15 protein-coding genes are annotated in these 16212 nt (G+C 68.5%); 4 read left to right on the forward strand and 11 right to left on the reverse strand.

What is annotated here, in order from left to right:
• The first annotated feature begins 67 nt into the window (after positions 1-67).
• Entirely contained in the window at positions 68-850 is a 783-nt protein-coding gene (locus tag ACWEPL_RS05930; RefSeq protein ID WP_363962889.1) for an oxidoreductase, read from the forward strand.
• Between the two features lie 266 nt (positions 851-1116).
• On the opposite strand, the gene ACWEPL_RS05935 is transcribed toward ACWEPL_RS05930, so the two are convergent.
• The gene (locus ACWEPL_RS05935; protein ID WP_452435344.1) at positions 1117-1641 is read right to left on the reverse strand and encodes a GNAT family N-acetyltransferase; all 525 of its coding nucleotides are present in this window, start codon (positions 1639-1641) and stop codon (positions 1117-1119) included.
• Positions 1642-2391: 750 nt separating this feature from the next.
• Between ACWEPL_RS05935 and ACWEPL_RS05940 the strand changes: the two genes are divergently transcribed.
• Positions 2392-2529, forward strand: a complete 138-nt coding sequence (locus ACWEPL_RS05940; protein WP_363962887.1) for a hypothetical protein — start codon at positions 2392-2394, stop codon at positions 2527-2529.
• On the forward strand, positions 2526-3668 hold the full coding sequence (locus ACWEPL_RS05945; protein ID WP_452435345.1) for a methyltransferase domain-containing protein: 1143 nt from the start codon (positions 2526-2528) through the stop codon (positions 3666-3668). The genes ACWEPL_RS05940 and ACWEPL_RS05945 overlap by 4 nt, the downstream gene beginning before the upstream one ends.
• Before the next feature lie 355 nt (positions 3669-4023).
• On the opposite strand, the gene ACWEPL_RS05950 is transcribed toward ACWEPL_RS05945, so the two are convergent.
• From ACWEPL_RS05950 to ACWEPL_RS05975, 6 genes are all read right to left on the reverse strand, one after another.
• Positions 4024-4554, reverse strand: coding sequence for a GTP-binding protein (locus tag ACWEPL_RS05950; RefSeq protein ID WP_237101140.1), 531 nt, complete (start codon positions 4552-4554; stop codon positions 4024-4026).
• Positions 4555-4582: 28 nt separating this feature from the next.
• Positions 4583-4987 carry a DUF742 domain-containing protein gene (locus ACWEPL_RS05955; RefSeq protein WP_225964010.1) on the reverse strand — a complete coding sequence of 135 codons (405 nt, stop codon included), beginning with the start codon at positions 4985-4987 and terminating at the stop codon, positions 4583-4585.
• Between the two features lie 20 nt (positions 4988-5007).
• Positions 5008-5430 carry a roadblock/LC7 domain-containing protein gene (locus ACWEPL_RS05960; protein WP_090935862.1) on the reverse strand — a complete coding sequence of 141 codons (423 nt, stop codon included), beginning with the start codon at positions 5428-5430 and terminating at the stop codon, positions 5008-5010.
• A complete protein-coding gene (locus tag ACWEPL_RS05965; protein WP_452435346.1) occupies positions 5427-8735 on the reverse strand; it encodes a nitrate- and nitrite sensing domain-containing protein in 3309 nt (1102 codons plus the stop codon). Before ACWEPL_RS05965 ends, ACWEPL_RS05960 begins: the two co-directional genes overlap by 4 nt.
• Before the next feature lie 252 nt (positions 8736-8987).
• On the reverse strand, positions 8988-10385 hold the full coding sequence (locus ACWEPL_RS05970) for an aminobutyraldehyde dehydrogenase (protein ID WP_452435347.1): 1398 nt from the start codon (positions 10383-10385) through the stop codon (positions 8988-8990).
• A gap of 14 nt (positions 10386-10399) precedes the next feature.
• Positions 10400-11656, reverse strand: coding sequence for a nucleotide disphospho-sugar-binding domain-containing protein (locus ACWEPL_RS05975; RefSeq protein ID WP_452435348.1), 1257 nt, complete (start codon positions 11654-11656; stop codon positions 10400-10402).
• Positions 11657-11802: 146 nt separating this feature from the next.
• Here ACWEPL_RS05975 and ACWEPL_RS05980 point away from each other — a divergent pair, with 146 nt between their 5' ends.
• A complete protein-coding gene (locus tag ACWEPL_RS05980; protein WP_363962883.1) occupies positions 11803-12408 on the forward strand; it encodes a TetR/AcrR family transcriptional regulator in 606 nt (201 codons plus the stop codon).
• A gap of 2 nt (positions 12409-12410) precedes the next feature.
• Here ACWEPL_RS05980 and ACWEPL_RS05985 read toward each other — a convergent pair whose 3' ends face one another.
• The 4 genes from ACWEPL_RS05985 to ACWEPL_RS06000 are packed head-to-tail and all read right to left on the reverse strand — an operon-like array spanning position 12411 to position 16196.
• Entirely contained in the window at positions 12411-13460 is a 1050-nt protein-coding gene (locus ACWEPL_RS05985; RefSeq protein ID WP_350730237.1) for an ABC transporter ATP-binding protein, read from the reverse strand.
• Entirely contained in the window at positions 13447-14226 is a 780-nt protein-coding gene (locus ACWEPL_RS05990; protein WP_355207130.1) for an ABC transporter permease, read from the reverse strand. Before ACWEPL_RS05990 ends, ACWEPL_RS05985 begins: the two co-directional genes overlap by 14 nt.
• Positions 14219-15067, reverse strand: a complete 849-nt coding sequence (locus tag ACWEPL_RS05995) for an ABC transporter permease (protein WP_452435349.1) — start codon at positions 15065-15067, stop codon at positions 14219-14221. The genes ACWEPL_RS05990 and ACWEPL_RS05995 overlap by 8 nt, the downstream gene beginning before the upstream one ends.
• 4 nt (positions 15068-15071) lie before the next feature.
• Complete coding sequence (locus ACWEPL_RS06000; RefSeq protein ID WP_363962882.1) at positions 15072-16196, reverse strand: polyamine ABC transporter substrate-binding protein; 1125 nt, start codon at positions 16194-16196, stop codon at positions 15072-15074.
• Between the last annotated feature and the right edge of the window lie 16 nt (positions 16197-16212).

The following is a 16212-nucleotide window of genomic DNA, read 5'->3' on the forward strand; positions in this document are numbered from 1 at the left end:
CCCACCCCTTGCCGGGATTTGTCGCACCCTCATTTTGTACCTTTAGTTCAAGAAAATCGGAGAGATCATGAAACTCGGACTCGACTCCAAGACCGCCGTCGTCACCGGCGCCAGCCGGGGCATCGGCCTGGCCACCGTGCGGACCCTGATCGACGAGGGGGTACGCGTGGTCGGCGCCGCCCGCACCATCACGCCCGAACTGGAGAAGTCGGGCGCCCTGGCGGTGCCGGCCGACCTGAGCACCCCCGGCGGGGTCTCCACCCTCGTCGACACCGCCCTCGCCGAGCTCGGCGGCATCGACCTGCTGGTCAACAACGTGGGCGGCGGGGACGCCGTGGAGCCGGTCGGCTTCCTCGACACCGGCGACGCGGAGTGGGCCGCCATCTTCGACGTTAACCTGCTCAGCGCCGTCCGCGTCACCAGGGCCGCCCTGCCCAGCCTGATCGAGCGGCGCGGCGCGGTGGTGAACGTCTCGTCCATCAACTCCCGGCTCCCAGCCGCCGGCCCCGTCGCCTACAGCGCCGCCAAGGCCGCCCTGACCGCGCTCGGCAAGTCCCTCGCCGAGGAGTTCGGGCCGCGGGGCGTCCGGGTCAACACCGTCTCGCCCGGCGTCGTCCGTACCGCACTCTGGGACGACCCGGACGGCTTCGGCGGCAAGATGGCCGCCCTGGCGGGCGCGGACCATGCCGCCTTCCTGGAGGGGATCCCGGCGGCGTTCGGCATCACCACGGGCCGCATCACCGAGCCGCGGGAGGTGGCGGCGCTGATCGCGTTCCTGCTGTCGGACGTGGCGGGCAACATCACGGGCGCGGACCACGTCATCGACGGCGGCACCGTGAAGACCCTCTGACGCCCAGGGCCTCCTTGGGCGTCACAGTGTTGACCCGGCACTCACCCGGCGGGCTCCCGTTGCCGTAGGCCCGAACCGATGTGGGCCGTGGGTGGACCCGCGTCCCACGCGAGCCGTTGTCGTCTTGGGGCGCACCGCGTGCTGGACCGGCCTGCGATCGGCCCCACAAATAAGATGCCTCCTCCTGGGGACGGTCAGGCCGCTCTCAATATTGATGAGGTCGCCTAAGGAGACGGGCCGACGCCCACTGGGATCAGGGTGCCCGGTCACCGTAGCTCACCCTCCAAAAGGCCCATCAGGACCATGTCATGCCACGCGCCGTCCCGGCGGAAGGCTTCTCGTTCACGGCCCTCCACGACGAAGCCGACCTTTTCATAGACGCGGAGGGCGGCGGCGTTCTCCGCGACCACCGAGAGCCGAATTCTGTGGAGTCGCATCTCCGCGAAGCCGTATCGGCAGATCACTCTCACGGTGTCGGTGGCATAGCCGCGACCCCAATACTCCTTGTCCCCGATCCGAAGGTCGAGTTCGGCGGCGCCGGCCTCGGGTTCGGCATCGCGGAGCCGTACTGAGCCGATCAACCGCTTTTCGTTGAGCGACTCGACGGCGAAGAAGGCGCTGGCATAGGAGTTGCGGGGCAGCTCCTCGAAGCGCCTGGTGATCTGTGCGAGCGACTCGGGATAGCTGCCGAACATCCAGCGCCCGACCTCGGGGTCATTGTTCCAACGCCACATCGGCTCGGCGTCGGAGGGTTCAAGGGAGCGTAGCCGTATGAGATCGCCGGTCAGCAAGAGCCTCTCCATTCACAATGGATCATCTGGTCAACCGATCGACCCTTCCTCGATCTTCGACAGGAGCGGATCGATCGACTTGCGGCATGGCGCTCGCTCAGCGGAGTAGAGCGGACCGGGACACGCCTGCAAGATCGAGAGAGTACATGGCCATCGAGCAGGATTTCCGATGACCGACCGCCTGGACTCTTATGTCCGCGTACGTGGAACCTGGTGACGACCAACCCGGAGATCCTGATGGCCCCCACCCAGGCATACGGCCCTGCAGCCTCGGGCGGAGAAGCTCCGATTGGGGAATGCAAGGGAATCCGCCAATCGGGGCGTGGAGTGGTTGCCCCTGAGCCACGCCCTCTTCTCTAGAAGCGGTCTATGGCAGCGGCGCCCAGGGAAGCGGAGGCCCGTATTTCTCCTGCGCGGACTTCAGGCAGGAGATGCCTCCGATGGATCTGTGATGTCTCAGCCAACTGACCTTGGCATAGTGACGCCACTGAACAAGCACGACAGTTCGTGATCACGAGGCCCGTCACGGGCTTCGAGGGCTGCTGATGACCCTTCCGAACAGCCGACGACGGGCCCTGCTTCCGGCTATCGCCCGGGGCGGGGCCTCGGCATACGCCACGCCTAGGTGTGCCAGAGCGAGGAGTGACATTCGCCTACCGGCGAAGACCGGAACCGCACTACCCCCTTGCCCACTCCGCACCGTAGCCATACGATCACGACACGGTACTCGTCTAGACGTATGAGGCCATCATGGGAAAGCACAAGGGCGAGGAGCCCAGCCTGAAGCCGTTCACTCCCCCAAAGGAGAAGAAGAAGAGCCAGGGCGACGGAGACGGCAGCGCGGGTAAACGCGGCAGCGGTGACGGGGACAAGAAGGACGGCAAGTGACCCTCGACTTGGGCGCCCGCATTGACGGCCTGATCGACACCATCAGCGAGCGCCGCCGGGTCAGCGGCGCCATCGACAAGGCGCTGCGGGCCGTGCCCCGGCATCGGTTCGTGCCCCCCACCGGGGTCGTTCTCACCGGAGGCGGCCCCCGCCTCATCGACCGGCACGCCGACCCGGACACCTGGTGGGCCATGGTGTACGGACCGGACGCCATCGTGACTCAGCTCGATGCCGGCGCAACCGACATCCGCGAGGTGGACGGGCGCTACACCTCCTCCAACTCCGCCCCGGGGACCGTCGTCGATCTGCTCACCCTGCTCGATCCGGAGCCGGGCGATCGGGTGCTGGAGATCGGCACAGGGACGGGCTGGACCGCCGCGCTGCTGTCGCACCTGGTCGGGGAGCACGGCATCGTGACCTCCATCGAGGTCGACCAGGCCGTCGCCGAGCAAGCGGGAAAGACGCTGGCCGCGGCCGGCGTGCACCCGCGCCTGATCGTCGGTGACGGGGCGGACGGGTGGGCCGAGGGAGCGCCGTACGACCGGGTCCACGTCACCTGCGCCGTCCACACGGTGCCGTATGCATGGGTCGAGCAGACTCGGCCGGGCGGCGTGATCGTGGCGCCGTTCTCGCCAGGCTTCGACGTCGACCTCTCCGTGCGGCTCGTGGTCATGCCGGACGGGGTCGCCGTCGGCCGGTTCCCCGGCTGTACGTCGTACATGCTGATGCGCTCGCAGGACGGATCCCCTGTCTCCGACGACGACGGCAGCGGCCGACGGTCCACGACCCAGGTAGACCCGCGCACGATCGCGCACGCGCCGGCGGGGGCGGGGCTGGCCATGTCGGCTCTCACCGGCCTGCACATCCGCGAGGTGGATGAGGGGGACACCTTCGTGCTGTACGTGGTCGACCCGGGCGACCCTTCCCACTGGGCGGCGGCGGTTCACGACCCGGACGGCGATCACCTCTCATACCAGCTCGGCGATCGGTCCCTGTGGGATGAGATCACCGACGCTTACGCACAGTGGGTGTCCTGGGGCGAGCCGGACCGGGAGCGGTTCGGCATGACCATCACGCGGGAGGGCCAACGGATCTGGCTGGACGCTCCGGAGCGTACGCTGGGCGGCGCCGGGGCCTGAGCAGGCGGAGAGCGGCCGCCTCTGGCCAGGTGTCAGGACCTCAACCAGCGAGATCGTGCCCCGGGCGCACGCGCCGTTGTCGCGGAACCGCCGACGACCGCCAACCGGGTTCCGCAGGGCTTTCAACCGCGATCGCCCAACGAGGCTTGCCCGATCCAGTTGGCAGGCTGGGCAGAAGTCGGCCCACCGCCTCGTAGGTCAAGGGGTGGGCCGACCAGTCGCCGAAGGCGTGGGGTGCGCCGAAGGCGCCCAGACAAGAACGTCTGAGCGCCTTCGGCGCGAAGCGCCCCATTGCGAAGGCCTTTGGCCTCGGGGCGGGGTCCAGCAGGTTGAACCCGGACGGGCCGCGGTCCGCCTACACCGGGGTGTGCATGTGGCGGGTCAAGGCGTGTTCCACCAGGGTGATCAAGGTGGATTTCACCGACTCCCGCTGCCTGGCGTCCAGGCGCACGATCGGGATGTGGCCGCCGATCGACAGGGCCTCGCGGAGTTCGTCCTCCGCGTGCGCGAACTGCCCGTCCCAGCCGTTGATGCCGATCACGAACGGCAGCTTCGCCTCTTCGAAATAGTCGATCGCGGGGAAGCTGTCCGCCAGGCGGCGCGTGTCCACGAGGACGACCGCGCCGATCGCGCCGCGCACCAGGTCGTCCCACATGAACCAGAAGCGGTGCTGTCCGGGCGTGCCGAACAGGTAAAGGATCAAGTCGCGATCGAGCGAGACCCGGCCGAAGTCCATGGCCACGGTCGTGGTGGTCTTGTTCGGTGTGAGGGAGACGTCGTCCACGTGCGCGGAGGCGTCCGTCATGACCGCTTCGGTGGTGAGCGGCAGGATCTCCGATACCGCACCCACGAACGTCGTCTTCCCCACGCCGAAGCCCCCGGCCACGACGATCTTCGTCGAGGTTAGGCCGGGGCTAGAGCCTGCGAAGTCCACTGAGCACCCTTTCGAGCAAGTTGAGGTCCGGCTTTCCGGCGTCCAGCGCAGGCTGGTGCACGCGGATCAGGCCCTCGGACGCCATGTCGGCGATCAGCACCCGGACCACGCCAAGGGGCTGGCGTAAAAGGGCGGAGATCTCGGCAACCGACCGGACGTTCCGGGTCAGTTGAATAATCGCCTGATACTCCGGACTAAGTAGGGAAATGTCTTGGTATTCCGACGTCACGGAGGACACCAATGCCTCCATGGCGAACTTCATCCGCGGAGCGGTGCGCCCCCCGGTCACGGCATAGGGCCGTACCAGGGAGCTCTGCTTCTGCGGACGGGGAGCCGCCGGATGCGGCGGAGTGCTATCACCAGCCCAACCCTGACCTGACACCATGATCTCCTGTCACCGCCCCACTAGCGGGGGCGGGCCGCTTGCAGCTCGGCGCGTACGGCCGGCGTCAGCACCTGGCCCGCTCGCTCGACCAGCAGGGTCATCTGGTAAGCCACCAGGCCCATGTCACAGTCGGGAGCAGCCAGGACCGCCAAACAGGACCCATCACTGATGGACATGATCATCAAGAGCCCACGCTGCATCTCGATAACGGTCTGGGTCACCATACCGCCCTCGAAGACCCGCGCGGCGCCCTGGGTCAGGCTGATCACGCCGGACGCCACAGCGGCGAGCTGGTCGGCCCGATCCTTGGGAAAACCCTCGGAGAAGGCCAGCGGCAAACCGTCGGACGACACCACGACCGTGTGGGCGACGCCCGGCACGTTGTTCACGAAGTCCGTGATCAACCAACTGATGCCGCGCGCTCCCTGGCTCATTTCTCTCATTTGTCCTCCTCATTCTCTTCGCCCCGGGTGAACGCTCGGCCCTGGCGGACGCCCTGCTGGAAGCTGGAGAGCCGGCTGCGCAGCCGCTCGGGTGAGATCTGCGGTGCCGGTGACGAAGCCTGGGGTTCGGCGAGGCTGGCCGTACCGGGCACCAGGTTGGCCTTGGGCACGCGACGGGGCAGGCCCGAGGACGTCGTGCCGCCCTGCGCGGGCTGCGCGGCGGCCTGCGCGGCCTGGAAGCCGGAGTCCGCGGGCGAGGACCACGTCGCGCCCGCCCCGGACGCGCCGGGCGTGCGCCGCGGCAGCCCCGACGGGGACTGCGCGGGAGCGACCGGGGCCGGGTCGGCGGGCACGGCCGGATGCACGGCCGTGGTCTCGGGCTCGGGCTCGTAGGAAGCGGCCTCGTAGGAAGCGGCCTCGTAGGGAGCGGGCTCGCTGTGCGGCTGCAGCACCTCGGGTTCCGGCCGCCGGAACCAGTCGGACCCGACCGACGAGAAGATCGGCAGGAACTCGTCGCCCTGCTCCTCCATGGGCGAGTTGCGCACCACGGGGAGCGGGCCGGTCATGTCCTGCGAGGAGTAGTCGCCGGGCCCGAACCTGTCGTAGTTGGACTGCCCGTTCTGCTGGAACTGGTCGGCGGGCTTGAGGTCATCGGCGAACGGCGAGCGGTACGACTCCCCGAACTGCGGCTGCGGACGATCCTCGGACTCGAACAGCGACCTGCGCGGCACCGGGTCGGCGAACGACGACCACCGCGGCTCCTCCTGCGGCTGCTTGGGCGGCTCGGTGGCGAAGGACGGCCAGCGCGGCTCCTCCTCCTGCAGGGGCGGCGGCTGCTCCGCGAAGGACGGCCACCGGTTCTCCGCGAACGAGTTGGGCTGCGGCGCGGGAGGCGGCGTCTCCTCGGCGAACGACGGCCAGCGCTGCTCCCCGAACGGCTGCTCACCGAACGGCTGCTGCGCGGGCGCAGGGGGCTCCTCGGCGAAGGACGGCCAGCGCGGCTGGTCGCCGTTCTGCGAGCTCTGCGGCTGCTCGGCGTAGGGCGACTGCCGCTCCCCGAAAGGCTGCTCCCCAAAAGGCTGCTCACCGAACGGCTGCTCGCCGAAGGGCTGCGGCTCACTGAACGGCTGGTCCCCGAAGGGCTGCTCGCCGAACGGGCGATCCGCGGCGGGCCGGTCGTTGAACGCGGCGGGCTGCTCGTTGAACGGCGCCTGCTGGTCGCCGCCGAAGGGAGCCCAGTTGCCGCTCCCCGGCACCGGCAGCGACCCTGGCCACTGCGTGTCCACCACGTGCTCGGAACCGTCGCCGGAGGGCGCCGCGCCGTAGGAGGCGGACCCGTTCCGCGACGGCTCCGCGAACATGCTCGGGTCGAAGTCCGTGAACGCCTCGTACTGCCCACCCTGCTGCGGCCCGCCCAGGCCGTTGCTGATCAGCATGTCCGGCATGAAGACCAGCGCGCTCAGGCCGCCCGTCTCCCGGGGGCTGAGCTGCACGCGGACGCCGTGGCGCAGGGCCAGGCGGCCGACCACGAACAGGCCCATGCGCCGCGACACCGACACGTCCACGACGGGCGGGTTCGCCAGGCGCCAGTTGGCCTCGGAGAGCTCCTCCTGGTTCATCCCGATGCCCAGGTCGTTGATCGACACGAGCACGCCGCCCTCGGCGGGGGTGCTGGTGACCTGGACCTTGCTCTCGCGGGGGGAGAACGAGATCGCGTTCTCGATGAGCTCGGCGAGCAGGTGGACGGCGTCGGTGACGGCCGGGCCGACGATCAGCGTGCCGGACGGGATCTGGATCTGGACCCGCTCGTAGTTCTCGACCTCGGACAGCGAGGCGCGGGCGATGTCGACCAGCGGCACCGGCTCGCTCCACTTGCGCGCGGCCTCCTGGCCGGCGAGGACCAGGAGGTTCTCGCTGTTGCGGCGCATGCGGGTGGCCAGGTGGTCGAGGCGGAACAGGTTCGCGAGCCGCTGCTCGTCCTCCTCACCTTGCTCCAGACCCTCGATGAGCTGCAGCTGCCGCTCGACCAGCGTCTGGCTGCGGCGGGAGAGGTTGACGAACATGGCGTTGACGTTCGCCCGCAGTTTGGCCTCGTCACCGGCCAGCCGGATCGCCTCGCGGTGGACCTCGTCGAAGGCCTGCGCGACCTCACCGATCTCGTCACGGGTGTTGATGCCGACCGAGGGCGTCTCGGGCACCTGCGCGCCCTCGCCGGACTCGCGCAGCACGCGGACGGTCTCGGGCAGCCGGGTCGTGGCGACCTGGAGCGCCTCGGCACGCAGCCGGCGCAGCGGGCGGACCAGCGAACCGGCCACGCGGGTGGTGAAGACCAGGACGAGGAGCAGCAGGACCAGGATCACCGCACCGGAGATGATCGCGTTGCGCTGCTCGGTGTCGCTCAGCTCCCGGGTCCTGGCCACGATCCTGGTGGCCAGGCCGTCCTCGACCTTGCGCATGGCGTTGCCGGACAGCGTGGTCGACTCGTACCAGTTGCCGAGGTCGCGGCGGGTGGTGACGTCGAGGTCCCGGATCTCGTTGTACTCGCGCATCTGGGCGAGCGCGCGCTGGCGCATGGCGTCGGCGAGGTCGATCTGCAGGCCCCTGACGCCCTTCTGGTACGCGTCCAGGTCCTTGGAGTCGGCCTCCTGCTCGAAGGCGGCCAGCTCGGCCTGCTGCTTGTTCCAGGAGCCCAGGAAGTCCGACAGGTCGTCGTTGTCCAGCTTCCGCTGGACGAGCGCCACGATCAGGATGATCTGCTGGCGCGAGATCTCCTCCTTGACCCGCTGCAGCGAGCCGAGCGCGGCCACGTCACCCTGGAGGGTGTCGTCGTTGACGCCGGAGCCCAGGTCGCCCTCGATCGCGGAGAAGACGCCGATCATGGTGGTGTACGTGCTGATGGCGGCACGCGGCGGCACGTTCGAGACCATGGACTCGCGGAGGCTGTCGAGACCGGCGAGCCACCGGCGCATGTTGTCGACGCCCTCGATGACCCGGGCGGAGTGCGCGGCGTCGATGGCGTTGGCCGCGCTCAGCACCTGCTTCTTGGCCGTGTCCGTCGCCTGCCGCTGCGTCTTGAGCTGGACGAGGCGCTGGCCTCTGCTGCGGTCCGAGACGTACCACGCGGTGAGCGTTCGCTCCTTGCCGAGCTCGTGGTTGAGCGCACCGATGCGCTGCACCAGCTCGGCGACCTGGGTGAGCCGGCGGTACTCGGCGTTGGTGCCGATGGCGTTGGCCAGCTGCACGCCGGCGAGCAGCACGCCCACCACCGTGGGGATGAGGATCAGCGCGACCAGCCTGGAGCGCACACGCCAGTTCCCCAGCCGGAAACGTCCGCCTGTGTACTCCCCTGACCTCGTGTGCCTGGGGTCTTTCGTCCTCACTGACTCTCGCAACCTCTCGCCGGTACGTGCTCGAAAGAAATCAGACACGCGTGTGGCGCATGGGATTCGTTCCGGCTGGGTAATTGGAACACAACCCGTACCAGATCGGCCAACCGAACATATCCCATCACACGTGCCCAAAGGGTCACTTTGGGCAACATATCGCCGTACACGTCTTCAGGCGGGCCGGAACGAATCCCGCTCGACCGGCGCCGCGTGCTTCACCATCAGATGCCGCGTCACCGAATACTCCTGCACCGCCTCCTGGCTCATGTCCTTGCCGAACCCGCTGCCCTTCACCCCGCCGTGCGGCGCCTCGCTGGCGATGGGCAGGTGGTCGTTCACCCAGGTCACGCCCACATCGAGCCGGTGTGAGACGCGCATGGCCCTGGAGACGTCACGCGACCACACCGACGAGGCCAGACCGTACCGCGTGTCGTTGGCCAGTCTGACCGCCTCGTCCTCGCCGTCGAACGGTAGCGCCACGAGCACGGGTCCGAAAAGTTCACCTTGGACGATCTCGCTGTCCTGGGCGACGTCGGTCACGAGCGTGGGCGGGTAGAAGAATCCGGGGCCTTCGATCGGGGCGCCTCCGTGGAGCACGCGCCCGCCGGCCCTGGAGACGAACCCGTGCACCCGGTCCCGGTGCGCGCCCGAGATCAGCGGGCCGATGTCCGTGGCCGGGTCCCAGGGGTCGCCGACGGTTATTTTGGCAAGAGTTGCCCGCAGTGCCTCGATCGCGTCCGCGTACACCTCGCGGGCGACGTAGACGCGGGTGGCGGCCGTGCAGTCCTGCCCCGTGTTGTACGTCGCCCCCATCGCCACCCCGCGGGCCATCTCCGCGAGGTCGGCGTCCTCGAAGACCAGCGCGGGCGCCTTGCCGCCGAGCTCGAGGTGCACCCGCTTGAGCGTGGCCGCGGCCCCGGTCATGACCGCCCGGCCCGTCTCCGTGGAGCCGGTGACGCTGACCATGTCCACGCCCGGGTGGGTGACCAGCGCCTGGCCGGCCTCGGCGTCCCCGGTGATCGCCTGGACGAGCCCGTCGGGCGCGCCCGCCTTGGCGAACAGCTCGGCCAGCCGCAACGTCGTACGCGGCGTCTGAGGGGCCGGCTTGATCACCACGGCGTTGCCCGCGGCCACCGCCGGCCCGACCTTCCAGACGGCCATGACGAACGGGAAGTTCCACGGCGCGATCGACCCCACCACCCCGACGGGGCGGCGCAGCAGGACCGAGGTGTAGCCGGGGCTGAAGACACCGGCGCCCGAGCCTTCGAGCGAACGGGCGGCCCCGGCGAAGAAGCGCAGGTTGTCGGCGGCGAACGGCAGCTCGCCGTCCCGGAACACCGACGCGGGCTTGCCCGTCTCCTCCACCTCGAGCCTGGTCAGCTCCTCTGCGTCGGCCTCCACCAGGTCGGCCACCCGCAGCAGCAGCCGCGCCCGGTCGGCCGGGGTGGTCTGCGACCACTCCTCGAAGGCCGCGCGGGCCCGGTCGACGGCGGCCGCGACGCCCTCCACCGGCGTGTCGGGAATCTCGGCGCACGGCAGCCCGGTGGCGGGGTTGATCAGTTCACGCATGGAAATTCATGTCCTCACTGGCCGAGCTGCTCGATCAGGTCGGCGGCCTTGCGCAGGCCGTCCCGACCCCTGATCTCCTCGCCCGCGGCGGCGAGCCGGGCACGCAGCTCGGTGTCCCCGAGCAGCCGCTCGACCGCGCCCTTCAGTTCTTCGTCGGTGAAGGTGTAGGTGGAGAGCCTGACACCATAGCCCAGCTCGTCGGCCCGCTGGGCGTTGTCGTACTGGTCCCAGAAGAGCGGCAGCAGGATCATCGGCTTGCCGAAGTGCAGCGCCTCCGTGGTCGTGTTGTTGCCGCCGTGCGTGATGACCAGGTCACACAGTGGGATGATCTTGGTCTGCGGGAGGAACTCCGCGCCCCACATGTTGTCGGCGAGCTTGATCTCCTCGTGCAGCGGGCCCTTGGAGACGATGTACTGGTGCGGCGTGGTGGCCAGCACGTCGATGACGCGCTGCATCAGCTCCACGTCGGAGGAGCCCAGCGAGCCGAGCGAGAAGTAGACCAGCGAGCCCTCATTGCGGCGCTCGAAGGGCAGCGTGAACGCCTCGTCCGTCTCACGCACCGAGGAGTCGAGGCGGTGCCAGGAGTCGCCGAGCGGGCGGGCGTCGGCGTAGTCGAGGATCTCGGGGTAGACGTAGAGGTTCAGGTCGCCCTCGTGGATGAAGTCGAGGTCGGGCAGCGGCTCGGTGCCCTGCTCGACGCACCACTCGTTGAAGGCGGTCCACAGCTCGCGGTGGGTGCGGTCGTACTCGGCGCGGAAGGCCTCCCACTCCGAGCGGTCGTCGGCCGGCAGGCCGGAGAAGACCGGCGCGATGTTCTCGCCGCGCACCTCCAGCGGGTTGCAGGAGACGATGCGGACGAACTTCTTGCCCGCGGTGAGCAGCGCCGGGAACGTGATCACGTTGTCCTCGACGATCACGTCGGGGTTGACGCGCTCGATGATCGCCTTGAGCTGCGGCTCGCAGTACTTCACGCTGTCGATCAGCGAGTCCCAGATCGGCTTGGTGACGGTGTCGAGCTGCTCCAGAGTGCTCTTGCGGTACTCGGGGGCGGTCTCGCGGATGAAGTCCTTCCAGAACTGCCCCGGGTCCTGCTCCTCCGCGGCGTCCTCGGGCGGCGGGGCGAGGTCGACGAGGTCCTCCTCGAAGCCGAGCGCTTCGAGCTTGCCCTTCCACGACGCCTCCGCGGCGAAGACGACGCGGTGGCCGCGGCGGCGGAGGATGTCGCCGATGCCGATCGAGTTGTTGGTCGGCCCGTAGGCGCTTTCAGGCATAAACAGGATGGTGAGAGACATCGAGGCTCCGGGGAAACTCATCAATTTGAAGAGGAATTCAAGAACTGATCTAGCGTGAAGGTCAAGTAACGGGCACTATGGTCACGGCTAACTGAACAGCAGCCAAACGAGTGAAGGCGGTGGGGGTGGCTCAGCGTAAGAGCCGTAGTGACCGGCGCATCGACTTGATCGAGGCCGCGCGCAGGGCCATCATCCGTCACGGCATCGACGGCGTACAGCTCTCGCACGTCGCCGAGGAGGCCGGTCTGACCTCCGGCGCGGTGCTCTACCACTATCCCGACCTCAGCGAGCTGCTGGTCGAGGCGCAGCACGCGGGCATGGAACGTTTCTACGAGCAGCGCGTGCGGCAGCTCAACACCCTCACCGACCCGGTCGAGAAACTGGTGCTCACGATCAAGTCCGGGCTGCCGACCGGGTCGCTCGACCCCGATGTCCGCCTGCTCAACGAGCTGGGCGGGGCCGCGGGCCGCAACCGGGTCTACGGCGTGCTGCTCACCTCCCTCTACGACCGCCAGGTCTCGATGTACCAGGCGGTCCTGGACACCGGCGCCGCGCTGGGGGTGTTCAGGCTGAGCGCCGACTCGCTGACGATCGCCCGCAACCTGGTGGCGCTGGAGGACGCGTACGGCTACCGCATCACGGCCAGGCACCCGGTGATCGGCCCGGCCGAGGCGGCCGAGCTGATCCTCTCGTACGCCCGCGCTGCCACGGGCAACGACCTGGCCCGCTGAGCTCACCGGTCGACCGCCATGATGACCGCGTCCTCGGCCTTCCAGCGCACCTTGACCTTCGCGCCCGCCTTCACCGTGCTCGCGCCCTGCACGGCGACCAGCACCGGCTTGACGTGGCCCGGCACGTCCACGGAGATGTGCGACACGCCTCCGTAGAAGCTGACGTCCAGGACGCTGCCCTTGAGGCCGCGGGTGGCGCTCTCGCCGGCCAGCTCGACCTTCTCCGGCCGGATCGCCAGCAGCGCCTTGGCGCCCGCCTCGAGCTCTTCGAGCGGGGCGCCGGCCAGCATGCCGAAGTCCTCGGTCTTGATGCCGTCGAGGCCGCTGGCCGTGCCGTGGAAGAGGTTGTTGGCGCCGACGAAGTCGGCCACGAACGCCGTGCGGGGCCGCTCGTAGAGCGCGATCGGCTCGTCCACCTGCCGCACCTTGCCGCTGTCGAAGACCGCGATGCGGTCGGCCAGCGACATGGCCTCCTCCTGGTCGTGCGTGACCACCACGAAGGTGATGCCCACCTCGTGCTGCAGCCGCTTGAGCTCCAGCTGCATGTCGGCGCGGACCTTCTTGTCCAGGGCCGACAGCGGCTCGTCGAGCAGCAGCAGGCGGGGCCGCTTGACGATGGAACGCGCCAGAGCGACCCGCTGCCGCTGGCCGCCGGAGAGCTGGGCGGGCTTGCGGTCCGCGTGCGCCGACAGCCCGACGGTCTCCAGCACCTCGCCGACGCGCTGCTTCACCTCCTGGCGGGGCAGCCGCTCGCGCTCCAGGCCGTAGGCCACGTTCTTGGCCACGGTCATGTGGGGGAACAGCGCGTACGACTGGAACATGAGGCTGATCGGCCGCCGGTTCGGCTGCTTGGACAGCAGGTCCTCGCCGTCCAGCGTCACCGTGCCCCGGTCGGGCGTCTCGAACCCGGCGATGATGCGCAGCAGCGTGGTCTTGCCGCAGCCCGAAGGGCCGAGCAGGGCGAAGAACTCGCCCTGGCCGATCTCCAGCGACACCTCGTCGAGCGCCGTGACCTCCCCGAACCTGCGGGTGATCCCGTCAATCCTGAGCACGTCTCTCCCCGATCTTCGTCATGCGCTGCCCGGCGATCACCGCCGTGAAGCTCACGAGGAGCAGGATCGCGGCCAGCGCGTTGATCTTCGGGGTGACCCCGAAACGGATCATCGAATAGATCACGATCGGCAGCGTCTGGTCGCTGTTGCCGATCGTGAAGAACGCGATCACGAACTCGTCCAGCGACAGCGTGAACGCCAGCAGCGCGCCGGCGACGATGCCCGGCGTCAGCTGCGGAAGCGTGATCTTCAAGAACGTCGTGACCGGCCCCGCGCCCAGATCCCGCGAGGCCTCCTCCAGCGAGGTGTCGGAGTTGGTCAGCCTGGTGCGCACCACCGCGGCCACGAACGCCATCGCGAACAGGCCGTGGGCGAGGATCACCGAGTACAGGCCGAGCGTGAGCTGGATCAGGCCGTAGAACAGCAGCAGGCCGATCGCGATCACCAGGTCGGGCAGGACCGCCGGCATGAGCGCGATCGCGTCCAGCGTCTTGGACCTGGTGTGCCGGGCCAGCCCGACGGCCAGCAGCGTGCCGAGCACGGTGGCGATCACCGTGGAGCCGGTGGCCACGATCAGCGTGTTGACCAGGCCGTCCCTGACCAGCTTGTCGTTGACCAGCTCGCCGTACCACTTGAGGCTGAAGCCCTCGTACGTGTACGCCGACTTGCCGGAGTTGAACGACATGACGACGAGCACGACGATCGGCAGGTACAGGAAGACGTACGTGGCCCAGAACGGGACGTACAGGAGCTTTGACCTACGCACGGCGCGCCACCCTGGCCTGCACGATGAGCAGCACGATCAGCACCGCGATGAGCGCCAGCGCGAGCGTCGAGCCGAACGGCCAGTCGCGCGCCTTCAGGAACTGGTCGCGGATCAGATTGCCCACCATGATCGACTTGCTGCCGCCGAGGATCTCGGGGATGACGAAGTTGCCGAAGCTCGGCACGAACACGAACAGGCACCCGGTCATCACGCCCGGGACCGTCATCGGCAGCGTGACCTTCCTGAAGGTGGTGAACGCCGAGGCGCCCAGGTTGGCCGAGGCCTCCCTGAGCTGCGGGTCGAGCCGCTCGATGGCGGAGTACAGCGGCAGCACCATCAGCGGCAGGTACGAGTAGAGCAGCCCGGTGACGATCGTGCCCTGCTTGTAGAGCAGCTCCAGGTCCGTGCCCAGCAGCGAGTTGACCACGCCGGGGCCGCTCAGCAGGATGATCCAGGCGTACACGCGGATGATGAAGTTCGTCCAGAACGGCAGCACGATGGCGACCAGCGCCACCGTCTTCCACTTCGGCGGCAGCTGGGCGATCAGGTAGGCCGTCGGATAGCCGATCAGCAGCGCGATCAGCGTCGTCAGGGTCGCGATCTTCAGCGAGGTGCCCACCACGCCGAGGTAGAGCGGATCGACCAGGCGCTCGAAGTTCTCGGTGGTGAACTCGTAGACGACGCCGCCGAAGCGGCCGCGCTGGAACACCGTGTTGCTGAGCACCAGCGCGAGCGGCACCAGCAGCAGCACGATCAGATAGATGACGCCGGGTGACAGGAAAACGAACGCGCCCAGCCGGCGTCCCTTGGACGCCGGCCGGGCCTTGACCTCAGACTTCACCGCTTTACTGCTGCGCCGTGATTTCGGTCGACAGGCGCGTGAACTTGGTCGACGCCTGGCCCAGGTCGATGATCGACTCACCGTTGAGCAGCTCGGCGGGCTTGATGTCCAGCAGCGAGCCCTTGGCGACCTGCACCCGCTCCATGGCGGCCTTGTTCGGGACCTTGTAGTTGATGTTCTCGGCGGCCCAGCTGTGGATCTCGGGGTCGAGGATGTAGTTGATCAAGGCGTGCGCGGCCTCCTTGTTCTTGGAGGACTTCATGATCACCATGGTGTCCACCCAGAGGTCGCTGCCCTCCTTCGGCACCTTGAACTTGATGTTGCCCTTCGGGTCCGTGGTCGGGCACCAGCCGTCCCACGCCTCGACCATGAGGGCCTCGCCGGACTTCAGCTTGTCGCCGAACGTGGTGTCGTCGTAGGTGAGCAGGTGGGGCTTCTGCGCGACGAGGAGGTCCTTGGCCTTGGCGATCTCGTCGTCCTTGTCGGTGTTGACCGAGTAGCCGAGCGCCTTGAGCGCGGGCAGCGCGAGCCAGCGCTCGGTGGTCATCATGGTGACCTTCTTGTCTGCCCAGGCCGGAGGCTTGAGCAGATCGTTCCAACTCGTCGGCTCGGACTTCACCAGGTCGGAGCGGTAGCAGATGCCGGTCGTGCCCCAGGTGTAGGGCACCGAGTACTTGTTGCCCTTGTCGTAGGAGAGCTGGGTGGCCTCCGGGTAGAGGTTGGCCAGGTTGGGGATCAGCTCGGGGTGGATCGGCTCCAGCAGGCCCGCCGCGTTGAGCGCCTGGGCGTACTGGCCGGACACGAACGCCACGTCGATGCCGCTGTCACCGGGGGCGGTGAGCTTGGTCATCGCGATCTCGTTGGTGTCGTGCAGAGCGACCTTGATGTCCTTGACCTTGAGCTTCGCCTTGACCTTCGCCGGCAGCTCCTCGGGCGTGTAACCCGGCCAGACGGTGATCTGGAGCGACTGCTGCGACAGGTCCGCGTTGGGCTTGAGCTGGTCCGCCGCCGCCGGCGTCGTGCCTTCTGAGCTGGTCGACGACTCACCGCCGCACGCCGCGACGGCGAGCGCGAGGCCGGCCGCTGTGACAGCGACCGGGAGACGACGGGTGAACCGGATACGGGACACGGCCGCTACTCCTTCT

This window comes from Nonomuraea sp. NPDC004186 (assembly GCF_053603495.1).

Coding starts and splice junctions, on each gene's coding strand:
- ACWEPL_RS05930 (WP_363962889.1), top strand. CDS start 68: ATGAAACTCGGACTCGACTCCAAGACCGCCGTCGTCACCGGCGCCAGC.
- ACWEPL_RS05940 (WP_363962887.1), top strand. CDS start 2,392: ATGGGAAAGCACAAGGGCGAGGAGCCCAGCCTGAAGCCGTTCACTCCC.
- ACWEPL_RS05955 (WP_225964010.1), bottom strand. CDS start 4,987: ATGGTGTCAGGTCAGGGTTGGGCTGGTGATAGCACTCCGCCGCATCCG.
- ACWEPL_RS05960 (WP_090935862.1), bottom strand. CDS start 5,430: ATGAGAGAAATGAGCCAGGGAGCGCGCGGCATCAGTTGGTTGATCACG.
- ACWEPL_RS05970 (WP_452435347.1), bottom strand. CDS start 10,385: ATGCGTGAACTGATCAACCCCGCCACCGGGCTGCCGTGCGCCGAGATT.
- ACWEPL_RS05975 (WP_452435348.1), bottom strand. CDS start 11,656: ATGCCTGAAAGCGCCTACGGGCCGACCAACAACTCGATCGGCATCGGC.